General features: G+C 45.5%; 15 protein-coding genes. 9 read left to right on the plus strand and 6 right to left on the minus strand.

Features of this window, described 5'->3' with window-relative positions; genetic code table 11:
* Nucleotides 1–2,057: hypothetical protein (locus ABCN01_RS02225; protein ID WP_343014171.1), on the plus strand; the 2,057-nt coding region annotated here is incomplete at its 5' end.
* A 31-nt stretch (nucleotides 2,058–2,088) separates the two neighbouring features.
* Nucleotides 2,089–2,892 (plus strand): glycosyltransferase family 32 protein, encoded by an 804-nt coding sequence (locus tag ABCN01_RS02230; protein WP_342996390.1) that lies wholly within the window; start codon nucleotides 2,089–2,091, stop codon nucleotides 2,890–2,892.
* A gap of 34 nt (nucleotides 2,893–2,926) precedes the next feature.
* Here the strand turns inward: ABCN01_RS02230 and ABCN01_RS02235 are convergent, their stop codons facing one another.
* Nucleotides 2,927–3,790 carry a glycosyltransferase family 2 protein gene (locus tag ABCN01_RS02235; protein WP_342996388.1) on the minus strand — a complete coding sequence of 288 codons (864 nt, stop codon included), beginning with the start codon at nucleotides 3,788–3,790 and terminating at the stop codon, nucleotides 2,927–2,929.
* A gap of 62 nt (nucleotides 3,791–3,852) precedes the next feature.
* Between ABCN01_RS02235 and ABCN01_RS02240 the strand changes: the two genes are divergently transcribed.
* The 3 genes from ABCN01_RS02240 to rfbB all read left to right on the plus strand — a co-directional run bounded on the left by ABCN01_RS02240 (nucleotide 3,853) and on the right by rfbB (nucleotide 7,777).
* Complete coding sequence (locus ABCN01_RS02240; RefSeq protein ID WP_342996387.1) at nucleotides 3,853–5,376, plus strand: oligosaccharide flippase family protein; 1,524 nt, start codon at nucleotides 3,853–3,855, stop codon at nucleotides 5,374–5,376.
* Nucleotides 5,377–5,588: 212 nt separating this feature from the next.
* Entirely contained in the window at nucleotides 5,589–6,695 is a 1,107-nt protein-coding gene (gene wecB, locus ABCN01_RS02245) for a non-hydrolyzing UDP-N-acetylglucosamine 2-epimerase (protein WP_342996386.1), read from the plus strand.
* Between the two features lie 77 nt (nucleotides 6,696–6,772).
* The gene (gene rfbB, locus ABCN01_RS02250; RefSeq protein WP_342996385.1) at nucleotides 6,773–7,777 is read left to right on the plus strand and encodes a dTDP-glucose 4,6-dehydratase; all 1,005 of its coding nucleotides are present in this window, start codon (nucleotides 6,773–6,775) and stop codon (nucleotides 7,775–7,777) included.
* Between the two features lie 67 nt (nucleotides 7,778–7,844).
* Here rfbB and ABCN01_RS02255 read toward each other — a convergent pair whose 3' ends face one another.
* Together ABCN01_RS02255 and ABCN01_RS02260 are read right to left on the minus strand one after the other, a co-directional pair.
* Nucleotides 7,845–9,002, minus strand: a complete 1,158-nt coding sequence (locus tag ABCN01_RS02255) for a glycosyltransferase family 4 protein (RefSeq protein WP_343014173.1) — start codon at nucleotides 9,000–9,002, stop codon at nucleotides 7,845–7,847.
* Nucleotides 9,003–9,042: 40 nt separating this feature from the next.
* Nucleotides 9,043–10,020 carry a glycosyltransferase family 2 protein gene (locus ABCN01_RS02260; RefSeq protein ID WP_342996383.1) on the minus strand — a complete coding sequence of 326 codons (978 nt, stop codon included), beginning with the start codon at nucleotides 10,018–10,020 and terminating at the stop codon, nucleotides 9,043–9,045.
* Nucleotides 10,021–10,222: 202 nt separating this feature from the next.
* Here ABCN01_RS02260 and ABCN01_RS02265 point away from each other — a divergent pair, with 202 nt between their 5' ends.
* The 3 genes from ABCN01_RS02265 (at nucleotide 10,223) to ABCN01_RS02275 (ending at nucleotide 12,217) form a co-directional block, all read left to right on the plus strand.
* Complete coding sequence (locus tag ABCN01_RS02265) at nucleotides 10,223–10,897, plus strand: glycosyltransferase family 2 protein (protein ID WP_342996382.1); 675 nt, start codon at nucleotides 10,223–10,225, stop codon at nucleotides 10,895–10,897.
* 5 nt (nucleotides 10,898–10,902) lie between these two features.
* Nucleotides 10,903–11,226: a DUF2304 domain-containing protein gene (locus tag ABCN01_RS02270; RefSeq protein ID WP_342996381.1), complete on the plus strand. Its 324-nt coding sequence runs from the start codon at nucleotides 10,903–10,905 to the stop codon at nucleotides 11,224–11,226.
* A gap of 145 nt (nucleotides 11,227–11,371) precedes the next feature.
* Nucleotides 11,372–12,217: an acyltransferase family protein gene (locus ABCN01_RS02275; protein WP_343014175.1), complete on the plus strand. Its 846-nt coding sequence runs from the start codon at nucleotides 11,372–11,374 to the stop codon at nucleotides 12,215–12,217.
* A 545-nt stretch (nucleotides 12,218–12,762) separates the two neighbouring features.
* Here ABCN01_RS02275 and ABCN01_RS02280 read toward each other — a convergent pair.
* Both ABCN01_RS02280 and ABCN01_RS02285 read right to left on the minus strand, forming a co-directional pair.
* On the minus strand, nucleotides 12,763–14,769 hold the full coding sequence (locus ABCN01_RS02280) for a DUF6541 family protein (protein ID WP_342996379.1): 2,007 nt from the start codon (nucleotides 14,767–14,769) through the stop codon (nucleotides 12,763–12,765).
* Nucleotides 14,770–14,809: 40 nt separating this feature from the next.
* Nucleotides 14,810–16,681 (minus strand): glycosyltransferase family protein, encoded by a 1,872-nt coding sequence (locus ABCN01_RS02285; protein WP_342996378.1) that lies wholly within the window; start codon nucleotides 16,679–16,681, stop codon nucleotides 14,810–14,812.
* Between the two features lie 169 nt (nucleotides 16,682–16,850).
* Between ABCN01_RS02285 and ABCN01_RS02290 the strand changes: the two genes are divergently transcribed.
* Nucleotides 16,851–18,695 carry a glycosyltransferase gene (locus ABCN01_RS02290; protein WP_342996377.1) on the plus strand — a complete coding sequence of 615 codons (1,845 nt, stop codon included), beginning with the start codon at nucleotides 16,851–16,853 and terminating at the stop codon, nucleotides 18,693–18,695.
* A gap of 31 nt (nucleotides 18,696–18,726) precedes the next feature.
* On the opposite strand, the gene ABCN01_RS02295 is transcribed toward ABCN01_RS02290, so the two are convergent.
* Nucleotides 18,727–19,656: a glycosyltransferase family 2 protein gene (locus ABCN01_RS02295; RefSeq protein WP_342996376.1), complete on the minus strand. Its 930-nt coding sequence runs from the start codon at nucleotides 19,654–19,656 to the stop codon at nucleotides 18,727–18,729.
* Between the last annotated feature and the right edge of the window lie 41 nt (nucleotides 19,657–19,697).

Raw genomic sequence — 19,697 nt, forward strand, 5'->3', positions numbered from 1 at the left:
GCGACGTCAACATTTGGGTGGACGCCATCGATTCGGCCGGCCGCGTCACCACGCGCAAGTTCCCCGTGCATGTGGACGCCTGCCGTCTCTCGGTTGACGGAGGGCCCGACTTGGAGTGGTCTCCCGGCATGAAGGTCGCCATTCGTGCGGCGGCCGCGCCCGGCGCGAAGCTCAAGTTCGTCTGGGAGAAGGACTCCTGGGCCGAATGGGGGGTTGCGCAGGGGCCGTCTGAGGCGACATCTTGCGCTTGGGAGCCCACGTCGTCCGGTTCGTACAAGGTCTACGTCGACGTCTCCGTCGGCGGCTTCTCGGCGACCACCGTACTCCCCGTCAGCATAACCGAGGACTTCTCCCTCGACGGCCTCGCCGCAGAGGCCACCGACGGTGGGTCGCCCCTTCTAGGCGATGAGTGCGAGCTTGCCTTGTCCGTCTCCGGCAATGCGGGCTCGGTCAGGTACAAGTTCGTCTGGGAGCAGGGCGGCTGGTCTCGCTGGGGCTCGATTCGCCAGGGCGATCCCTCCGCGTCTTGCTCCTGGACCCCCGAGGTTACCGGCGACGTCAACATTTGGGTGGACGCCATCGATTCGGCCGGCCGCGTCACCACGCGCAAGTTCCCCGTGCATGTGGACAATAACTTGTCTAACTTCACTTCGATTTCCGTGGAGCCCTCTGATGGATCAGTTTCCGCTGGGGATACAGTTGCTATTACTCCCAATCTGATTGTTCGTAATAATAGAGGCGTTAAATATAAGTACGTTTGGATGAGAAACAATTGGAATGAATGGGGCGTTATAGAATCTGGAGAGGATAAATCTTCATTAAATTGGGTTGTTTCGCGAACAGGAGACATCTCAATCTATGTTGATGTAATTGATACATCAACTGGTCAAACGCTTACATGTAAAAAAGACTGCTACTTTGCGCCTGAAGACTGGTCTTATGACGGTATTTCTGTTTCCAATACATTTATCAGGCCTGGCGATGAGGTTTCCGTTAAAACGGAGTGCGCAGGGGATACTCGCTTCCTAAACTATAAATATGTTTGGAGTAGGAACAATTGGTCAAATTGGGGCATTGCTCAGAATGGTTCCGATGCTTCCCTATCTTGGACTCCTGACAAACCCGGTGAGTATGAAATTTATTGTGATGTGAGCGGCTCTGACGGTAAGGTTACTACTTGCAGGATTCATATCGGTGTTTGGGATTATTCGAGAATTACAGCTATATCTACTGACGGAGATTACTCATGGGGCGTTCGCGCTGACATGGGAACTCTTGATGCGGAGAAATCCGGTCAATTTGAATTTAAATTTGTCTGGGCGAAACCGGATTGGAGTCAATGGGGCGTCCTGAGGGCGAAATCAACTACTAATGATGCCTACTTTAACCCTTCCGATTTGGGCTTGAGTTCGGGCTATTATGTTTTGTACTGTGATGTGACCTATCCTGACGGATCGGTTCATTCCAAGTCTACGCAGGTTTATTACAATCCAATCGGAAGTTCGACCGTTCTTGGGGTTAGTAGAATCAGCCTGCTTACATGGCTTACTTCGCATCAGTATGATTCTTATTATTTGGGCACGCGTTATTCCGGCGGCTTCTCATATGACACATGTCTTTACCCCAACGGAAGTCCAAGATGGGATGGCTATACGGGTATGAACTGCACCGGATTTGTTGCTCATGCTTATGCTGCTGTTGGCGGGGATGTTGCAGCGATAGGCAGGAATAACGCACATTCGCCATGGGCCGGCGGGCCTGGTGGGGGAGGCTATATTAATGCCTGGCGTTGGTATGGTTATGCTTGTGACTCTGGTTGCAAAATGTATGAGTTTAGAACTGTTCGAGATATGCTGAATAGCGGCTATGCGCAGAAAGGCGATATTATTTTCTTTAAGACTAATGGGGCAATCGATTGTCATATAGGCTTTTTCTGGGGTGATACTCCTTATGAGAATAAGATGTGGCACCAGATTCTTCCGGGCAATTTAATTGGTCCCTGCTTTAACAATGCAAATAAAAGTGAATACAACCAGAGCGTTGTTTTGATTAAGTAATCTAAGTAATCGAAATTTTTTGGAGCCTCAGTTGAACGAAAAGCATATTCCAAAGGTAATTCACTATATTTGGTTCGGAAATAACGATTTGCCTGAAGAGGCGGTCGCGTGCATCGAGTCCTGGAAGAAGTTTTGCCCAGATTATGAGATAAAGCGTTGGGACGAATCGAACTTCGATTTATCTTCTAACAATTATGTTAAACAGGCATATGAAGCTAAGAAGTGGGCGTTTGTCAGTGATTATGCCCGTCTATGGATTCTCGTAAATGAGGGTGGTATTTATATGGATACCGACGTCGAGGTCCTCAAATCTCTTGATCCCTTTTTGACCAACCGTGCTTTTTCAGGTTTTGAATCGGATTCTTCTGTGCCAACTGGTATTATGGCTTGCGAAAAAGGCTTCCCGTTGTTCCGAAAGCTATTGGATGATTACGATGTGCGTTCTTTTATTTTAAGCGATGGATCGTACGACCTGACGACAAATGTTGTAGTGATTACAAAAGCTTGTAAGGCCCTCGGGCTAAAGCTTGATAATACAATGCAGACAGTTGATGGATTCACGCTGTACCCAAGCGATTGGTTTTGCCCCAAAAGCCATGAATCTGGTGATATTCATCTTACTGATAATTCTGTTACCATACATCATTTTAACGGGTCTTGGATTGATGAGGTTGAGCGGGGTTTGTTGAAAGAAAGGCGTCGTTTCCTCACCCGTCATTCTTGGCTCAACCCAATGCTGGCCGGATTAATAGTACGGCTCCAGTATGGATTTAAAACAAATGACTTCAGGCCCTTGACATCAGCATTGAAATCCTATTTTGCAAATCGGCATTAAATTTAATAATCTCAAACTAGGATCTAATTAATGATTAGATCCTAGTCATGTATTTCTTAAACAATGGCTCTAATACTGCGGCAAACGGTATTGCGGGGGAGAGTGCACCAACGGGCTTTGCTTTTTTGAATGCAAAAAGGATGCTATCTCCGGCAATTCTGGACCATATTAGATACAGAATAGTCTCTTTGAACTGTTGCATTAGGGTCGCACTGTACTCTATGCATTGCTTTTTATATACGGCATAACTTCGTGGATTATTTAACAATAAGCGTTTATAGTTGGCTGTATAACCGTCTGTTAAGTATTCCCCTTTACATATTTCCCGGTTGCATAGCAGGTGGCAATACTCGTGGTCAATTTGATCAAACTGAAATACTTCAGGAATGAAGCTCTCTCCTTCGGCTATGTAAAAAGGATGTGATCTGATAGCGCTCGTTAACGTTGCAATGCAAGTCTCCCCTTTATAGCCATATTGGCTGTAGAGGGATGATAGCTTTGCAGTGGTGTTACTGGGAAATTGATTGTTACGAGCGGATCTGGGCGTAGCAATTCCAATGGCATCACCTGCATTTTTCCACGCCGTTAATATGAAGTGGACCGCATCAGGTGTGAGATAATCGTCGGAATCAACACACATGAACAGTTCTGAAGTGCATTTTTCTGCAGCTAAATTGCAGGCTCGTTGTTTTCCGCCATTTGCTACCTTTATATATTCGATTTCGATAGCTGATTCCTTTGCAAATGAATCAAATAAGCTCTGTGTTCCATCCGTCGAGCCATCATCGACTACAAGCCAATAAAAACGAGAGTCAGTTTGTTTTTTCAAGCTTTCATACAATCGCTTCAAGGTATGTTCTCTATTATATGTAGGTGTAAAAATACAAAGCTGTTTCACTTCTATGCCTCTATGTTAATTCAGATTTACGTATCTCAAATATGAGTTTGAAAGGTTCCCGTGTGAAGATTGAATCCAGTAGAAAAGCTGGCGTAATTATATCTTATGCCTATTCAATTGTTCAGATTCTTGTTCAGTTGCTATATGTTCCCATCTTATTAAGGGGTATCGGCCAAGCCGAATACGGTCTCTACCAATTTGTTGGCTCCATTATGGCTTATCTTACGGTAATCAATACCGTTCTTGCTTCGAGCGTGACTAAGTTTTATAGCAAGGCATATCTTCAAGACGATTCTGAATTGATGGAAAACACTCTTGCAATTGCGAAAAGACTGTTTTGGATTATCTCGTTCGTTGCGGTTGTCGTAATACTATTTGTGGGGATAATTGTCGTCTATTCATACTCAAATTCGTTTAGCACGGCTCAGCTCTATGAAATGTCATTAATGTTTGTTGTTTTGGCCGCAGATATGGTTGTGGTTATGAATAACATCATTAGTATTGCGGTTATCACCGCTCATGAGAATTTTGTTTTTCTGCGTCTGTCTCAATTGGTTACTGCAATTCTTCAGCCCCTGCTCGTGGTTGTGTTCATGCGGCTCTGGCCTTCCGCGTTGTTGGTTACTTGCATGACTTTTCTTACAAATCTTCTCTGTGCTCTAATCCAGCGCATATTCGTATCTAATGTTTTGAAGGCAAAGTTTACTTTTCATGGGATGGATTGGAAGCTCGCTAAGGAGATGCTGCTGTTTTCTTCGGCCGTAATATTGGTTGCCTTTTCCGATCAAGTTTTCTGGAAATCGGGCCAACTGATTCTAGGATACTTTTATGGTGCCGACTTAATTGCTGTATTTGCGATAGGTGCACAAATTTACTCTGTTTACATGGTTTTAGGAACATCTATATCTACTGTATTTCTTCCAAAGGTTACTGATATTGTTCTTCATTCGGTTGATTCAGCTGCTGATCTTTCTCGGCTTTTCATCAAAGTTGGAAGAATTTCCTTTTATGTTGCATTTCTCGTCCTCAGCGGTTTTGCGGTTTTTGGTCAGGATTTTATTACCCTCTGGGCGGGGCACGAGTTCGCTGATGCTTATTGGGTTGCCATGATAGTTATGGTGCCATTTACAGTTGATATCATTCAAAATCTGGGTCTTACAATTATGCAGGTCAAGGATGTATACCAATTTCGAGGCTACATGAATGCCGCAATTGCTGTAATTAACGTATTTATTTCTATATTACTATGCAGGTTGTTCGGAGTAATTGGTTCAGCCATATCAACAGCTGTTTCAATTGCCATAGGAAATGGCCTTATTATGAACTGGTATTATGCAAGAAAGCTAGATATGGACATTCTTCAGTTTTGGAAGAATATTCTATCGATTTTAGTCCCTCTTCTAATTGCCTCTTTTGGGTTTAATGCAATTTGGACTTATTTTGATTGGCATGGTTGGTCGGCACTGGTTACTGGAGGATTGATCTATTCACTTCTTTATGCGGTTGTTTCTATTGGTTTTTGCTTTGATGCTTATGAAAGAGAGTTCGCTAGAAGATTTGTGGGCCCAATTATTCGTAATATTTAGTTTTTCTAAGCGCTAAGGATTATTTCGTGAATTCATTTACCGCGAATCCGATCAAGACGGTCAAGCCGATTTGTTGGATTGGGGTACTGTAAGGTCTACGGGCGATTGCGTTTCTTGCAATTTTTCTTTCTTACTTGTGGCGTAAATTATCTACTAATTTACAGTTTGATTTGGGTGTCATTGCTATTGATCGAGTTAGACAGGGGGAATAAATGATACGTAAGAAAAGGGTTCTGTTAGTTTTTGGAACGCGCCCAGAGGCAATCAAGATGTGCCCACTTGTCAACGAGCTTAAGCGTCGTTTCGACAAATTTGATGCTACCGTCGTTGTTACGGGGCAGCATCGTGAGATGCTTGATCAGGTCCTGCGCGTTTTCAATGTCAAGCCTGATTATGACCTTGCTATTATGAGACCGGGACAGACTCTGTTTGATGTGACAAGTGATGTTTTATTGAGACTTAAGGCTATTCTTGAGAATGAAAAACCTGATGTCGTGCTTGTTCACGGAGATACTTCTACTAGTTTTGCTGCCGCGCTTGCTTGTTTCTACTTGCAGATTCCTATCGGACATGTAGAAGCTGGTCTTCGTACGCATGATATCTATAGTCCTTGGCCTGAGGAATTTAATCGACAGGCAGTTGACATCATAAGTGAATATTACTTTGCGCCTACGGAGAAGAGTAAGCAGAATCTGATTGATGAAGGGAAGTCGACGCAAAAGATTTGGGTCACAGGTAATACTGGTATTGATGCCCTGAGAACGACTGTCTGCGGTACATATTCCCATCCCGAACTAGATTGGGCGAATGGATCTCGTCTAATACTAATTACTGCACACCGTCGTGAGAATCTGGGCGAACCCATGCATAGGATGTTTCGCGCAATACGTCGTGTGATGGAAGAGTATCCAGATACTAAGGCTATCTATCCGATTCATATGAATCCTCTTGTGCGTAAGGCTGCACACGAAGAGCTCGATGGTTTTGAAAGACTCCATATTATTGATCCGCTTGAAGTGCTTGATTTTCATAACTTCATGGCGGCAAGTTATCTTATCCTTACCGATTCTGGCGGTATTCAGGAAGAAGCGCCTGGTCTTGGCAAGCCCGTTCTTGTCATGCGAGACACCACTGAGCGTCCTGAGGGTATAGAGGCCGGAACTTTAAAACTTGTTGGAACAAAGGAAGATGTCATTTATCGCGAGTTTAGTCGCCTGCTTTCTGATGAAACAGAATACGCGGCAATGAGCAATGCGTCTAACCCCTACGGTGATGGTCATGCGAGTGAATATATTGCGAATGTGCTGGAAAATCGTTGATTAATTATTAAATGATTTCGAGTTATCGTTTGATGTTGGCTGGTTCAAAGTGATATGTGTTGAATAATGCAGATTCCATGATTAAGAATATCATCGTCACGGGCGGCTGCGGCTTCATCGGCAGCAACTTCGTCCACTACGTCGTGAACAACCACCCGGGCGTCCACGTCACCGTCCTGGACAAGCTGACCTACGCCGGCAACCCCGAGAACATCGCGGGCCTGCCGTCGGACCGCGTGGAGCTCGTCGTGGGCGACATCTGCGACGCCGTTCTGCTCGACGAGCTGGTCCCCGGCCACGACGCGATCGTGCACTACGCCGCCGAGAGCCACAACGACAACTCCATCGTAGACCCCGAGCCGTTCCTGCGCACCAACGTCGAGGGCACCTTCTGCCTCCTGGAGGCCGTCCGCAAGTATGGCATCCGCTACCATCACGTCTCCACCGACGAGGTCTACGGCGACCTGGCGCTCGACGACCCGGCCAAGTTCACCGAGGAGACGCCGTACCACCCGTCGAGCCCCTACAGCTCCACCAAGGCCAGCTCCGACATGCTGGTCCGCGCCTGGACGCGCACCTACGGCCTTCGCGCCACGATCTCCAACTGCTCCAACAACTACGGCCCCTACCAGCACGTGGAGAAGTTCATCCCCAGGCAGATCACGAACATCATCGACGGCGTGCGCCCCAAGCTCTACGGCCGCGGCGAGAACGTCCGCGACTGGATCCACACCGAGGACCACTCCTCGGCCGTCTGGGACATCCTCACCAAGGGCCGCATGGGGGAGACCTACCTCATCGGAGCTAATGGCGAGAAGAACAACATCACTGTGCTGCGCATGATCCTCGAGGCGATGGGCCGCGACCCCGAGGACTTCGACTGGGTCGCCGACCGCCCAGGGCACGACCGCCGCTACGCTATCGACAGCACGAAGCTCCAGCGCGAGCTCGGCTGGAGGCCGGCCCACACCGACTTCGCCGAGGGCCTGAAGCAGACGATCGACTGGTACGTGGCCAACGAGTCCTGGTGGCGCCCTGCCAAGGAGGCTACCGAGGCCCGCTACAGGGCACGGGGGCAGTAGCGGGCCTTAAAGAATCATGGCTTTGATGGTGGAGGGAAGCGGGGGATAAAATAGCCGCCTGTTGCCCTTAATTATTGTTGGCAGATGGCGTGTCTAGGACATTCGTGCATAGAGTCAAGGCAGTCTGACTCCATGTGAATCGCGAACATACTAGATCATGAGCATTTTTAGAGTGCTCAAAAAGTAAATCTGGGTTTTCGGAATATACTAGGACAGCCTTTTGAATAGAGTCGATTGCGCAGTCTTGCAAAACTGTACCGAAATTGCTTTCAGGGATGATATCGGATGCGCCTGCGCAATTACTAACCACGATTGCGCATTTTTGAGCTGCGGCCTCAAGAAGAACGGTTGGCATGCCCTCTGGATATTCACTAGGCATTAGAAAACAGCTAGCATAGCGTAGCAACGATGACATATCAGATTCATTTAATCTTCCGACAAAATGGATTCTTTCATTTTGCGCGTTGGACACCGCTGTATTTAATGGGCCACTGCCCGCAATAATCAAATGAATGTTTTTGTCATGAATGCCGTCAATTGCTTCTATTGCCTTCATAACGCCTTTTTCCTCAATCAGGCGACCGGCATATGCGACGACAAATGCGTCAGGAGATATATTAAGTTCAGAATACCAGTTTCTTTTTGATGCAGATGAGCAATATGCGGCAGCATCAATCGAGTTGGGTATTACGGAATGGGGTGAAAACCCCAAGCTTTTTATCCACTGTAAACTTCGATTCGAAACTGCACATGCAACCGGTTTGCTTCTTGAAATGATTTTTGTTGACAGTCCTTCATACAATCGCATGAGATAACCCATTGGACTTTTTTCTGTAGACAAGTATCCGGAGCTATGGTCAATCAAAACCGGCCGTATGTGCTTCTTTACAGCAATCCTGCATGCAAGGAGACAGATTGGATAATAGCGAGTGTTGATAATGATGTCGCTAATGGACAGTTTCATTACCTGATTAAAAATCCTGTACGTGCTTGGTATAGGTTTGATAACAGGAAATCTGTCATTCATTAGAGACAACGAGGGTACCTCGATTAAAGTGACGCCGTTGTCACTAGTGATTCCGTAACTCCGCTCAGAATTGGAAGAAGTGAGTATAACAACTTCGTTGCCAAGCTCAGCTAATTTTTTGCCGAGATTTTCGGTGTACCTTTCTACTCCTCCCATGTGAGGGGAGTAGTATGCGCTGACAATTAATATTCGTCGCATAGTTATCCTTTGTGTTAAGTGGCTGGTGTTCTTAGGGGAATTACAGCTTAGAAATAATGTAGTATGCAGGCCAGTCAAGGTGTAACTTCTGCAATCCCAGCATCACCCCTACACCTAGGCGAATTTTTAATGTCTGGCCTTTTGGTTTTAGAATTCCTATGTGAGGATTTTTTAGATAGTTCGGGAAATTCTCTCGTGCATGTGAAAACACAAAATCATACTTTGCTTTCATTAGCTTTGGTCCGCAACCCCTATTAAAAACAACCAAGGCATTGATCATGTTTGCTAAATAGGTGTATTCAATAACATCGAATCTGCTTTTCGGAAGTTTTGAGAGATCGTGGCTCTGAAGGAAAAGATCAAACATTTCCGCCATGATTTGCTCATGATTTTTCTTATAGTTCATTGAACCGGTGATGGATTGGCGATTGAAATAATAATAATAGCCCTCGTATGGAATGATTTTCACTTTTGCGTTGCGGTAAAAGGCGCAGAGGCTAAAGTAGATATCCTCACCGCAAGGGACACCGGTAAAGCCCAGTTTGTTTTCTTCGATAAAGGACTTTTTAAAGAGTTTTGCGCATGCAATTGCATAAGTTGTCGTACTCCATACGCTGTTTGATATGCGATGCCTTTTCAGCTTGCCATCAATATCCCTTATGAAACCTCCTGCGATGATGTCGTAGTCGCCATCTTCGGCTGCTTGAAGATAAGTTTCGATATAATCGGGAGCGACATAGTCGTCGCTATCTACAAAGAGGACATATTCACTATGAACATACTTGAGGGCTCTTTCTCTCGTGCGGCCAAGACCTAAATTAATTTCGTTATCTAGGACCCGAATTTTAGAAGGGTATTTCTTCTGGTATTCCGCGAGAACGAGATTACTGTTGTCGGGACTGCAGTCATTTACGCAGATCACCTCATAATCAGAGATAGTTTGATTAATGAGGCTGTCAAGACAGCGACCGAGATATTTTTCAACGTTGTAAACAGGGACAATGACCGTCGCTTTCATTTGAGTTCCTTATCGCCATGGTAAGTATTGCCGGGTGTATGTAAGGGGATATGCTCGTGCGTTTCCTATCCTGCAAGCCAATAGAAAGAGCATATATATAATAATAGTATGATTCAACTGCTCATAGGATATATTGAATGGTTGTTCAGGTTCTACTGATGTGTCACGAGAGAATGGTGTTCGATTGTCGTCTAGGTCGAATGTGCTTGTTGCGATTCCTGCGTACAACGAAGAGGAATGCATTGAAGGCACCGTAAAAGAGCTCCGTTCGATTGCTCCAGAGTTTGACTTCATTATTATTAATGATGGTTCACACGATCGAACGGGGGAGATTTGCGATTCATTGGGCTGTAATGTCATCACTATGCCAATAAACTGCGGCTTGACTGTTGGTTTTCAGACTGCGGCTCGATACGCCGTTAACCATGACTACGAATATATGATTCAGTTTGATGCAGACGGACAACATCGTCCGGATTATCTGGCTGCTCTTGTTGAGAAAGCGGTAAATACTGGTTCCGACATTGTTATCGGTTCTAGGTTTTTGACTGTCCGCAAAGATAAATCGATGCGCATGGTTGGTTCACGAATGATTACCGTTTTGATTAAGATGCTGACTGGTCGTCGTATTAGCGATCCCACATCAGGCTTCAGACTGTTTAGCCGATCTGTGCTCGAACGATACTATTTCGACAACACCCTTAATCCTGAGCCAGAATCAATTGCTTTGTTTTTAAAACAGGGATACTCGGTCTCCGAAGTCCAGGTATCGATGCGTGAACGCCAAGGCGGAGAGAGTTACTTAAATCCGGTTAAGTCCATGCAGTACATGCTTCGGGTATTCGTAACGCTTCTTATTGTTCAGTGGTTTAGGTGATGACTGTGTCTATATCACTTCGCGCGTTGTTGATTGTCAGCGCTGCTGTTGTTTTGTTATTTGTAGTCCGAAAGCTTAAGAAGTCTCAGATACAAGTTCTGGATTCGCTTTTTTGGCTGTTGTTTAGTTTGAGCTTTGTGATACTTGGCATTTTTCCTGAAATAGCAATCGATTGTTCGGCGCTATTTGGTTTTGTTTCGCCTTCAAACTTAGTGTTTTTGTATGTTATTGCCGTTCTCGTTGTTCGCGATTTCTGCAATTCACTTAGGTTGGCCAGGCTAGAGGAAAGATTGAATTCTCTCGTTCAGGCGGTTGCTTTAGATAAATAGCATCTGCTGTTTGATATTGGAGCATTCTCTACCATACTGCTTGTTTTGTTATGTTAATTTGACTGGCCGTAGACTGCGCTCACGCAAGTCATTTTGGCTGTTCACACTCCCGCGCGCCATGCGTGCTTCGATAGATGGGATTCAATTGGCATCAAGTATTTCGGATCAAGAAATTAAGCACAGGGTCGAGTTTATTGACGTTGCCAAGGCACTTGCAATTATCGCGGTCATCGCAGGTCATACCGCGATTCGCTTTTTGGGCTTAGGTGCCGGAGCACAGTTCATTTTCGCTTTGGCGTTTACTTTTCACCTACCAGTCTTCTTCGTGACGAGCGGGTATTTCTTACATGTCGATAGACGTTATGATCTTGCGAAGGAGGTCAGGGCGCTGGTCATTCCTTATATGCTTTCTTCAATCCTCATAATCACTTTTTTGTGCGCATCAAACCTCTTTCTGCATGATATGGGATCAACGAAGCAACTCTTCAAGGATTGGCTCTCTGCTAGTGTGTATGGCGCGGGCGATGTCCCCTCGGTTGAACTTGCAGTTTGGCCTTTGCACGTGCGTATTGGTGGAACATGGTTCCTTCTTGCGCTATTCTGGGCGAGAATGATTGCAGTCAAACTGTTTAAGACAAAAAGACCAATATTGCTTTCCATTCTGCGTTTCTTTTTGGGACTACTTTCTGCTCGCGTAATCTTCCTTCCTTTCGATATTCAAAGTGGATTGTGCGCCGTTCCCTTTGTAATTTTGGGAACTTATGCAAATAAACGTGGCTGGTTTACGGAAAAAAACGGTACCGAATTCGTAATTCCTGCGTTGTTTGCCGTCTGGCTCTGGGCTGTTGTTGGATTTAATGGATTCTCGATGGCCATGTGTGATTACGGTAGGTCAGTTGTTGATTGCGTTCGCAATATCGTTGGCGCAATCGTAAGCTCTCTGTGCCTCATTTTGTTTTTGGCGTTGATCGAACGGGGGGGGGGGATATAATTCCTCCAAATTTTGGCAGACCCTTAGCCGGTTGGGCTCTCTTACGCTGTATGTACTGATGATTCATGTTGCAGAAGATGACATATTAAGGTGGGGGCAAATCGTAGAAGCGGTTGGCGCACGTAGCCAAGGGTTGGCGTGGCTTGGTGTACTTGTTGTTCGAATTCTTGCTGACGTCTGCATTGCCGTGCTATTGCAACGTTTGATTCAGTTTCTGATGTCTAAAGCCCAAGCTGTTAAATAGCCGGTACTATCATGAATCTGTCGTAGATTGGTCGACCCGGTTCCGGCTCCGTGCGATTCCCAGATTCCCTATTCGACCTTCATGCTGTCCATCTTCTCTGGCTTCTGTGCTATAAAATGATCGTGTAGAGCGCGGTCTGGGTTGCATAGGCGATGCAAAGATGAGACGGCACTGCGAGATCGACCGCTAGCAATAAAAGGCACCGGGGCCAATGTCGGTCCCGGTGCCCAAGTGTAATAACGATGGTGCTGTTTTGCGATATTCGATAGTGTTCAGGCGATTGAATACTCAGTATAGGCTATTAAAAATCAATCTTATATAGTTTCATATCGTCTTTTGCTAAGACAAGGCTAAAACCGGGTGTATTTTCGTTAATCGATGTTATGCCGCTCCAATCACTTTCGTTATAGCCTATAAAGAATCTTTCTGGTTCATCTTTAGAATCTCCGTCATCAAGCATCAGGACATATTCAATATGGTCATTCTTAAGTGCATCTTTGATTTGCTGGCAGTTCAGATAATTTGATAACTGATTTCTATAGAGCCAGCTATGTTCTGTCTCCGAAGTACTCTTTGCGCCGCTGACGTGTGGATCTCGATAATATATATTCAGATCTTGAATGTCATAAGCAAAGCAGCTCCCATCAAATGGAATGTTGATGACTTTTGTTTCAGGTTCAATGAGCTTGCCTGCATTCTCAACGAAGTCTATTTCATCAGATGAATATACACTTGGGGACTTTTTATCAAACTTGTAATCAAGAAGCCTCGTGTAGTCTTGAAAAGATGCTGGATAGCCCAGATAATTTTCAATGAAAAACGGGAAGCAGACTACCAGGATAATCAAAACCGATGCGCTCAGTTTTATTATTGGCGTTCCTATGGCTTTTATGCTATGCCAATTCGATACCTTATTTTCCAATAATGAAAATAATGAAGCTAGTCCAATGCAGATTAAGGGCATAGCGGCTAAAGATGTGCAGGCCGCAATCCTATTATGATCGCAGTACCAAAAACCACAAAGATATTGTTTTACTACTCCATCACTGCTTACTGCAACAATAAACATGAATGCGGTAAGCAGATAAGACGCAACTATCCAGCGAAATTCTTTTCTTCGCATTATGCATACTATTCCGATGCAGAGCAGAATTAGCAAAATTGGATCTCTAGAATCTCGGGTAAACCCAAAAAATAAAAGGGAAATGACCGCCTTGTGTAAGGTCTGATTTGCTGGCCATTTGTAGTTTACAACGCCTTGAAATGCTGGAAGCAGAAAACAGATGGTCCATATGGCTATGACGCAGACAAGGAAGCCAAGCGTGGCAAATACTGGAATGAACTTCCCCTTTTTAGTAGTAGCTCTTACTTTATTAAAAAGGGTATCAGACAATAATCCAATACTAAGTACACCAAGTGTAAAGAGTCCATTTGGGTGTGATCCGCATATCGCAATTATCGTCAGTAAAAACAAAAGAACTTGAGATAAATCCAGTTTTTTATCTTTAATTGCATAGCAGATTTCAATTTCCACTGAGAGCGCTGCGGGAATTAGTGAAAGGGATAATAAATTGGGATATAATGGACCCCATACAATGAACCTCCATGGAAATCCCACGATTAAAAGACAGCCCACGGCGCCAGCGATTGTTAAGTTTCTATTGTTGGGTTCAATTGCTCTGAACAGCGCATAACAACCCGACGTATATACCATTGCGATGATTACTGCGGCTGTTATATTTTCAGCCGCCTGGACAGCTACGCCTGAGGTGAAAATCGAAAGTGCTGCGAGTAAATGAAATACAGAAGGGTAAAAGGTGCCTGCAGTGTTAATATCCGGGCTGACCGAAGTGTCAAAATAAGCGCTTGTGGATAAAACTGACAAGATTTTACTCGATGCCATGTTCTTAATTATGGCTAAATGAGTCGCATTGTCATTGTCTGGTTGAAATGCGTCAAAGCCATGTTGGTGCATAAATAGAACTAATAGTACTAATAGAATACCAATAAACACGTAAAAACTCAGGATGAAAAGTTGATCCGCTTTGTTGTTAGAGGAACCGTATCTATGTTTTATGAGTGAATAGATTATAAGCAGAACGGCCGTTGGAATCAGGAGCATCGATATTACGCCTGCATTAATATTAAGAATATGAAGAACTATTCCTAAAGTTAGGAGAATGCAGCAACTAACAGGAGGTGCTATCGCTATCGATTTTGCATTGTCGTATCCGAGGCATTTGGTTAATAAACAACCAGGTGCGAATATGGAAAAAGTAATTGTAATTAAAGCAATAGCGATAGCCACGAAAGTCCAATCAGCTAAAGGAATAGCATAGATGACAAATCTAGATTCCTAGGTATCTTTTCCAAAATTCGTCTGATGTAACAATCGACCTACTCCGTGAATAGGCTTCAGAGAGTTCTTTCTCACATCTCTTATATTGTTTAACATCGGCTTTGTAACGCTTTAGGAGCTTGGCGTACTCCTCGGTATCTTTTGTCCTAATACAGCCCATTCGGTTGTACCAGTCTATAACAATAATGTACCTTTTCCCTCGGATTGCTCCGGCGGGATATTCCCAACCGTGTACGGGGATGACTGCAAATCCAGAACCATTTCCTGTTAGAAATCTTTGCTTATTGTCGGTAATAAAATCGACCAGTCTTTGTGAAATCGATCTCGGCTTGTCTCCAGCAATTAATTGTCTATCAATATTATCAATGGAAAAGCCTTCAATTCCTATCTTGCGAGCTTGTCTCTCTAGCTCGCTGAATGGAACCATTGCTTCCTTCTTCTTATTTGCCTCCATGAACGTTTTCTCGGCAATTCCGATTTCGCTATAGAAATCGGGTCCTTTCATGAAGTCCTCGAATGCATCAAGAACTAAGCTGGCATTTTTATAACCATACTTTTTGAGCTCGAGTCGAACGTTATTTTTTAATTCGTACATGAAATCAGAGTTTGCTCCGAATCCAGTGGTGAATTTGGCAACAAGCGTGTTCCTCGTTGTTTGGTAGCGCTCGACCGCCGCGTTGTATCTAACATGAAAACTTTCGTGCCAGATGCAGATGCTGTTCATCGTCATAAAAGGTTTATTGCATCGAACGCCGTATTCCGCATCATCGCACCTAACAAAATAGGGAAGAGGCAATCCGTTTTCTTCTATACTGCTCATCGGTATACAGCAATACCACCATGCCGCGTAGCGGGCGTTGGTGTCACGAATGTTTTTAGGGATTCTAAACGTCTCGTTATAAACAATGTCTTCAAAACGGGATAGGTATAAGGGCGGTTTAGCGGGGGAGAAAGAGCCGAGAGGGGTCATATAGCCAGTGTCTTCCCACTGTTGATCAGCAATGCCGTAATTTAGCATTGCGCCGCTAATCATCGCTTCGTTATAGTCTTTGTTTACTATCCTTAGCAGGTTATAAGTTCTTTTGATGCTCTCTGGAGATACAGCTACGTCGTCGTCCATAAGCAGAATGTGCGTTGCTTTCGGTTTCTGCTCTTTGGCAAGAATCATCCCGTAAGTGAAGCCGCCTGCGCCGCCAACGTTCTGGTTAGGATGAATATGGACATGACCGTTTTTCAGAGCTGATGAATCGAGCGTTCTGCCATTATCTATTACGTGCATATTAAAGTGGTCGGCGATTGGGTCGGCGCTATCAAGGATTGCCGTTTTGACGAGCTCGATATTGGACTTAATGTACTGTTCTTTTTTGAAGGTTGTAGTAGCCAAAACAAGCTCAACGTCTTTTAGGGGCTGATCCGTCAAGACTGAGTAGTAGCTGTTTCGAATTTGTACGGGTCCTGTAGTACGAATGATAAAACCGACCAGAATTGTGTCATCGCTCGTTACCAGTTCGGTATCTAGAACAACAAAGGAGTCGGATTGCTCTATGCATCTTTTCGTGGCATCAAGAACAATTGGACATGATGAAAATCTATCAGAGGTTGTTTGCACCACCTCGCACGAAGCACCCTTTAGTTCGAGGTGAAGATAATACTTTTGTGCGTTTGTATAAGTATTAAGTTTATTAATCGAAAGCGCGTTGAAATAAGTGCTGAAGTCAAATTCGCCTTCGCCGTTGAGTTCCCAGGCATCACTATCGGGAAGAAAGACAACGGGTTCAGTTGAACGACAATACAAAGAGGGATAATTGACCGCGCGTGCGCTGTGCTCCAAGAGTACATTTGCGAACTTCATCAGGGGCATTTAAATCTCCATTTCTTGTAAAGAATCTTGATTCATTATATAGATATACACGATGTTTCACATTATTCATAAGGTGCTGTAGATGCCTGCAGAGGTGCGCGACTTACAGTCAATTTAGGCGATAATGTTATTGCTTGTATCTTCTCGAAGGTAAGTATGGGAGTTTATTTTGAAACTTAATTATAAGTTAGCCAACATAGTGTGCTGCGTTGATGACCATGCGATTTCCCACTCGGAGCTCTATTATCGGATTGAACGTGGCAGTATTGTGCGTTCCCTTCCCGGGAATCGCTTGCAGATTAACGGAACCGTTGACTTTATGACGTATGTCAACGGATTTTCCGCTTTGAAATGGAGTCAATACGCGCAGCTCGATGAGGTCTGTCTGAATTTGGTTCTTGATGGATCGGGGCTTGTGCACATTTATGGCGTAGAACATGGGTCACTCGATCCAGTGCAAATTAAACAGGTTCCTTTTTCTCTTGAGACTGGATTGGGCTCGTTGGCCATTAGTGTCTGTCTGGAGAATTTTGACCTTATTGGGTTCTCTATATCCTCCGAGGAATCGACTACCGCGACTTTGGTTAAGGGCTGTTATACCGCAACTGTGGATGGGGACGAGGTAAATCGTGTTGACCTCGCTTTGTCTACGACAACGTTTAAAAATGAGAGATATATCATTCCCAACATCGATCTTGTTAAAGAGGGCATCTCTAAAGAGGACGGTCCGATTCGCGACCACTTCCACATGTTTGTCGTCGACAATGGGCAGACGCTCGATTCTGCATCGCTTTCCGATGATCTGGTCACCGTGCTCCCGAACCCCAACACGGGCGGTTCGGGAGGATTCGCACGTGGAATGATGGCGGCTACTGAAACTCCTGATCAGTACACTCACATCATTTTGATGGATGACGATGTCTCTATTATGCCCGAGAGTTTGATCCGCACGTTCAATCTCCTCTCTCTTGCTAAAGGCAAGTATAAGGATGCCTTTATTAACGGCGCCATGCTCTCAATGGAGGACCCTACTCGTCAGTTCGAGGATGTCTCGTATGTGGCGACCACTGGTGCCTATCGTCGCGTAAAAGAGGACTTGAATGTTGGCAAGCTGTCCGACATCCTCGAAAATGAACGCACGAACGTTGAAGTTGATCAGGCCTATGGGGCTTGGTGGTATAGCTGCATTCCGGTGAAGGCTATCGAAAAGAACGGCCTTCCCATGCCTTTCTTTATCCGCTGCGACGACGTTGAGTTTGGCATGCGCAATAAGCCTGTCTACATGACCATGAATTGCATTTGCGTGTGGCATGCAAGCTTTGAGGGACGTTTCCGCGCTTCGGTTGACTGCTACCAGTACTTCCGCAACTTCTTTGCCATGATTTCACTCGATGATTGTGCTGATGAGAAGATGTTTGTCCTTCGTATTCAGCGAGGGGTACGTCAGAACTTGCGCGATATGGATTATCAGGCTGCTGAGTTTATCCTTGATGGCTTTGAGGACTATCTGCGCGGCCCTGAGTATCTCCAGAAGCTTGATGGCGCCGCGACGATGATCTGTAAGGGTAGGTTAAACGAAAAGCTGATTCCTGTTTCCGAAATGGATCCAGAGCTTCTTCGCAAGGCTGGGGTTACGGAGCAAGTGCTCGCTAATGTTAATCTGGAATTCCATCCTTCGAAATTTATGAAGTATTGGAGATCTATTCCTTACGACAAGCACTATCTTCCCGATGCGCTGTTGCGCGGAAAGCCCGGCTATGCAGTTAAGAATGGCAGCTGTACGCTTGAAGGCAATTCAACGCGTTGCAAGACGCTGGTATTTCTTGATCCGACCCGCGAGAAGGGGTCGGTCCGCACGATGGATCGAGCGCGGTTCAAGAGTATTCGCCGCCGAGAGCACGAGCTGATGGCGCGATATCGTAAAGAGGGCAAGAGCGCCAGGGGGGCATGGAAAGATGCCATGCCGTACATGACTTCGCGAGAGTTCTGGGAACAGTATTTAGGTCTGAAATAAGAAGAGGTCCGGATTAAGTCCGGACCTCTTCTTATTTTGAATAGGTTTTATAGGCTTGTAACTCCCATTGTTTTCTTTCGACTTTTGCTACTGAGTCGAGGATTAGCCCCGTTGCTAGGCTCAACCCACACAGGAACATGAATGAGGCCGCAAGTATGGCCGTGGGGAAACGTGGGACTAAGCCGGTTTGGAAGTACTCCATAACAATTGGAATTCCGAGGGCAAGGCCTATGATGGCGAAGATGAGCGCTATAAGTGTAAAGAACTTGAGCGGACGGTAGTCTTTAAAGAGCGTTCCGATCATTGCGATAACTTTAATGCCATCACTTACAGTGTTGAGTTTGGACTCGGAGCCTGCGGGCCTATCGCGATACTCCACCGGCACGTCTTTAATGCGCCAGCGGTGATCGACAGCGTGGATGGAGAGCTCGGTCTCAATCTGGAAGCCCTCGCTCAAAACGGGGAAGGTCTTGACGAAGGGTTTGCTCATGGCTCGGTAGCCGGTCATCACATCGTCGAAGCTGTAGCCGTAAATCCACTTGATCATGGCGCGAACAAGATTGTTGCCAAAGCCGTGGAAGGCCCTCTTGTTCTCTTCGGCATAGGTGCCGTTTGACAGGCGATCGCCAACGGTCATATCGGCTTCGCCGTTAAGGATGGGCTCGCAAAGCGCCTTTGCCGCCTCGGCGGGGTAAGTGTCGTCTCCATCAACCATAAGATAGCATTCGGCGTCGACATCACGGAACATTTGGCGGCACACGTTGCCTTTGCCCTGCCTAGGCTCGTGGCGCACCGTAGCCCCGTGCTGCTTGGCGACTTGTGAAGTGTCATCGGACGAGTTGTTGTCATAAACATAGACAGTTGCGCCGGGCAGCTCTCGATGGAAATCGTCGACAACTTTGCCAATCGTCAACGCTTCGTTGTAACAGGGGATTATGACGGCGGTACTCGAATAGTCCATGTAGGACCTCCTTTAATGACTCATCTGGTCGAAAGTATACC

It is taken from the genome of Collinsella aerofaciens (assembly GCF_039062365.1).
Classification (GTDB): Bacteria; Actinomycetota; Coriobacteriia; order Coriobacteriales; family Coriobacteriaceae; genus Collinsella.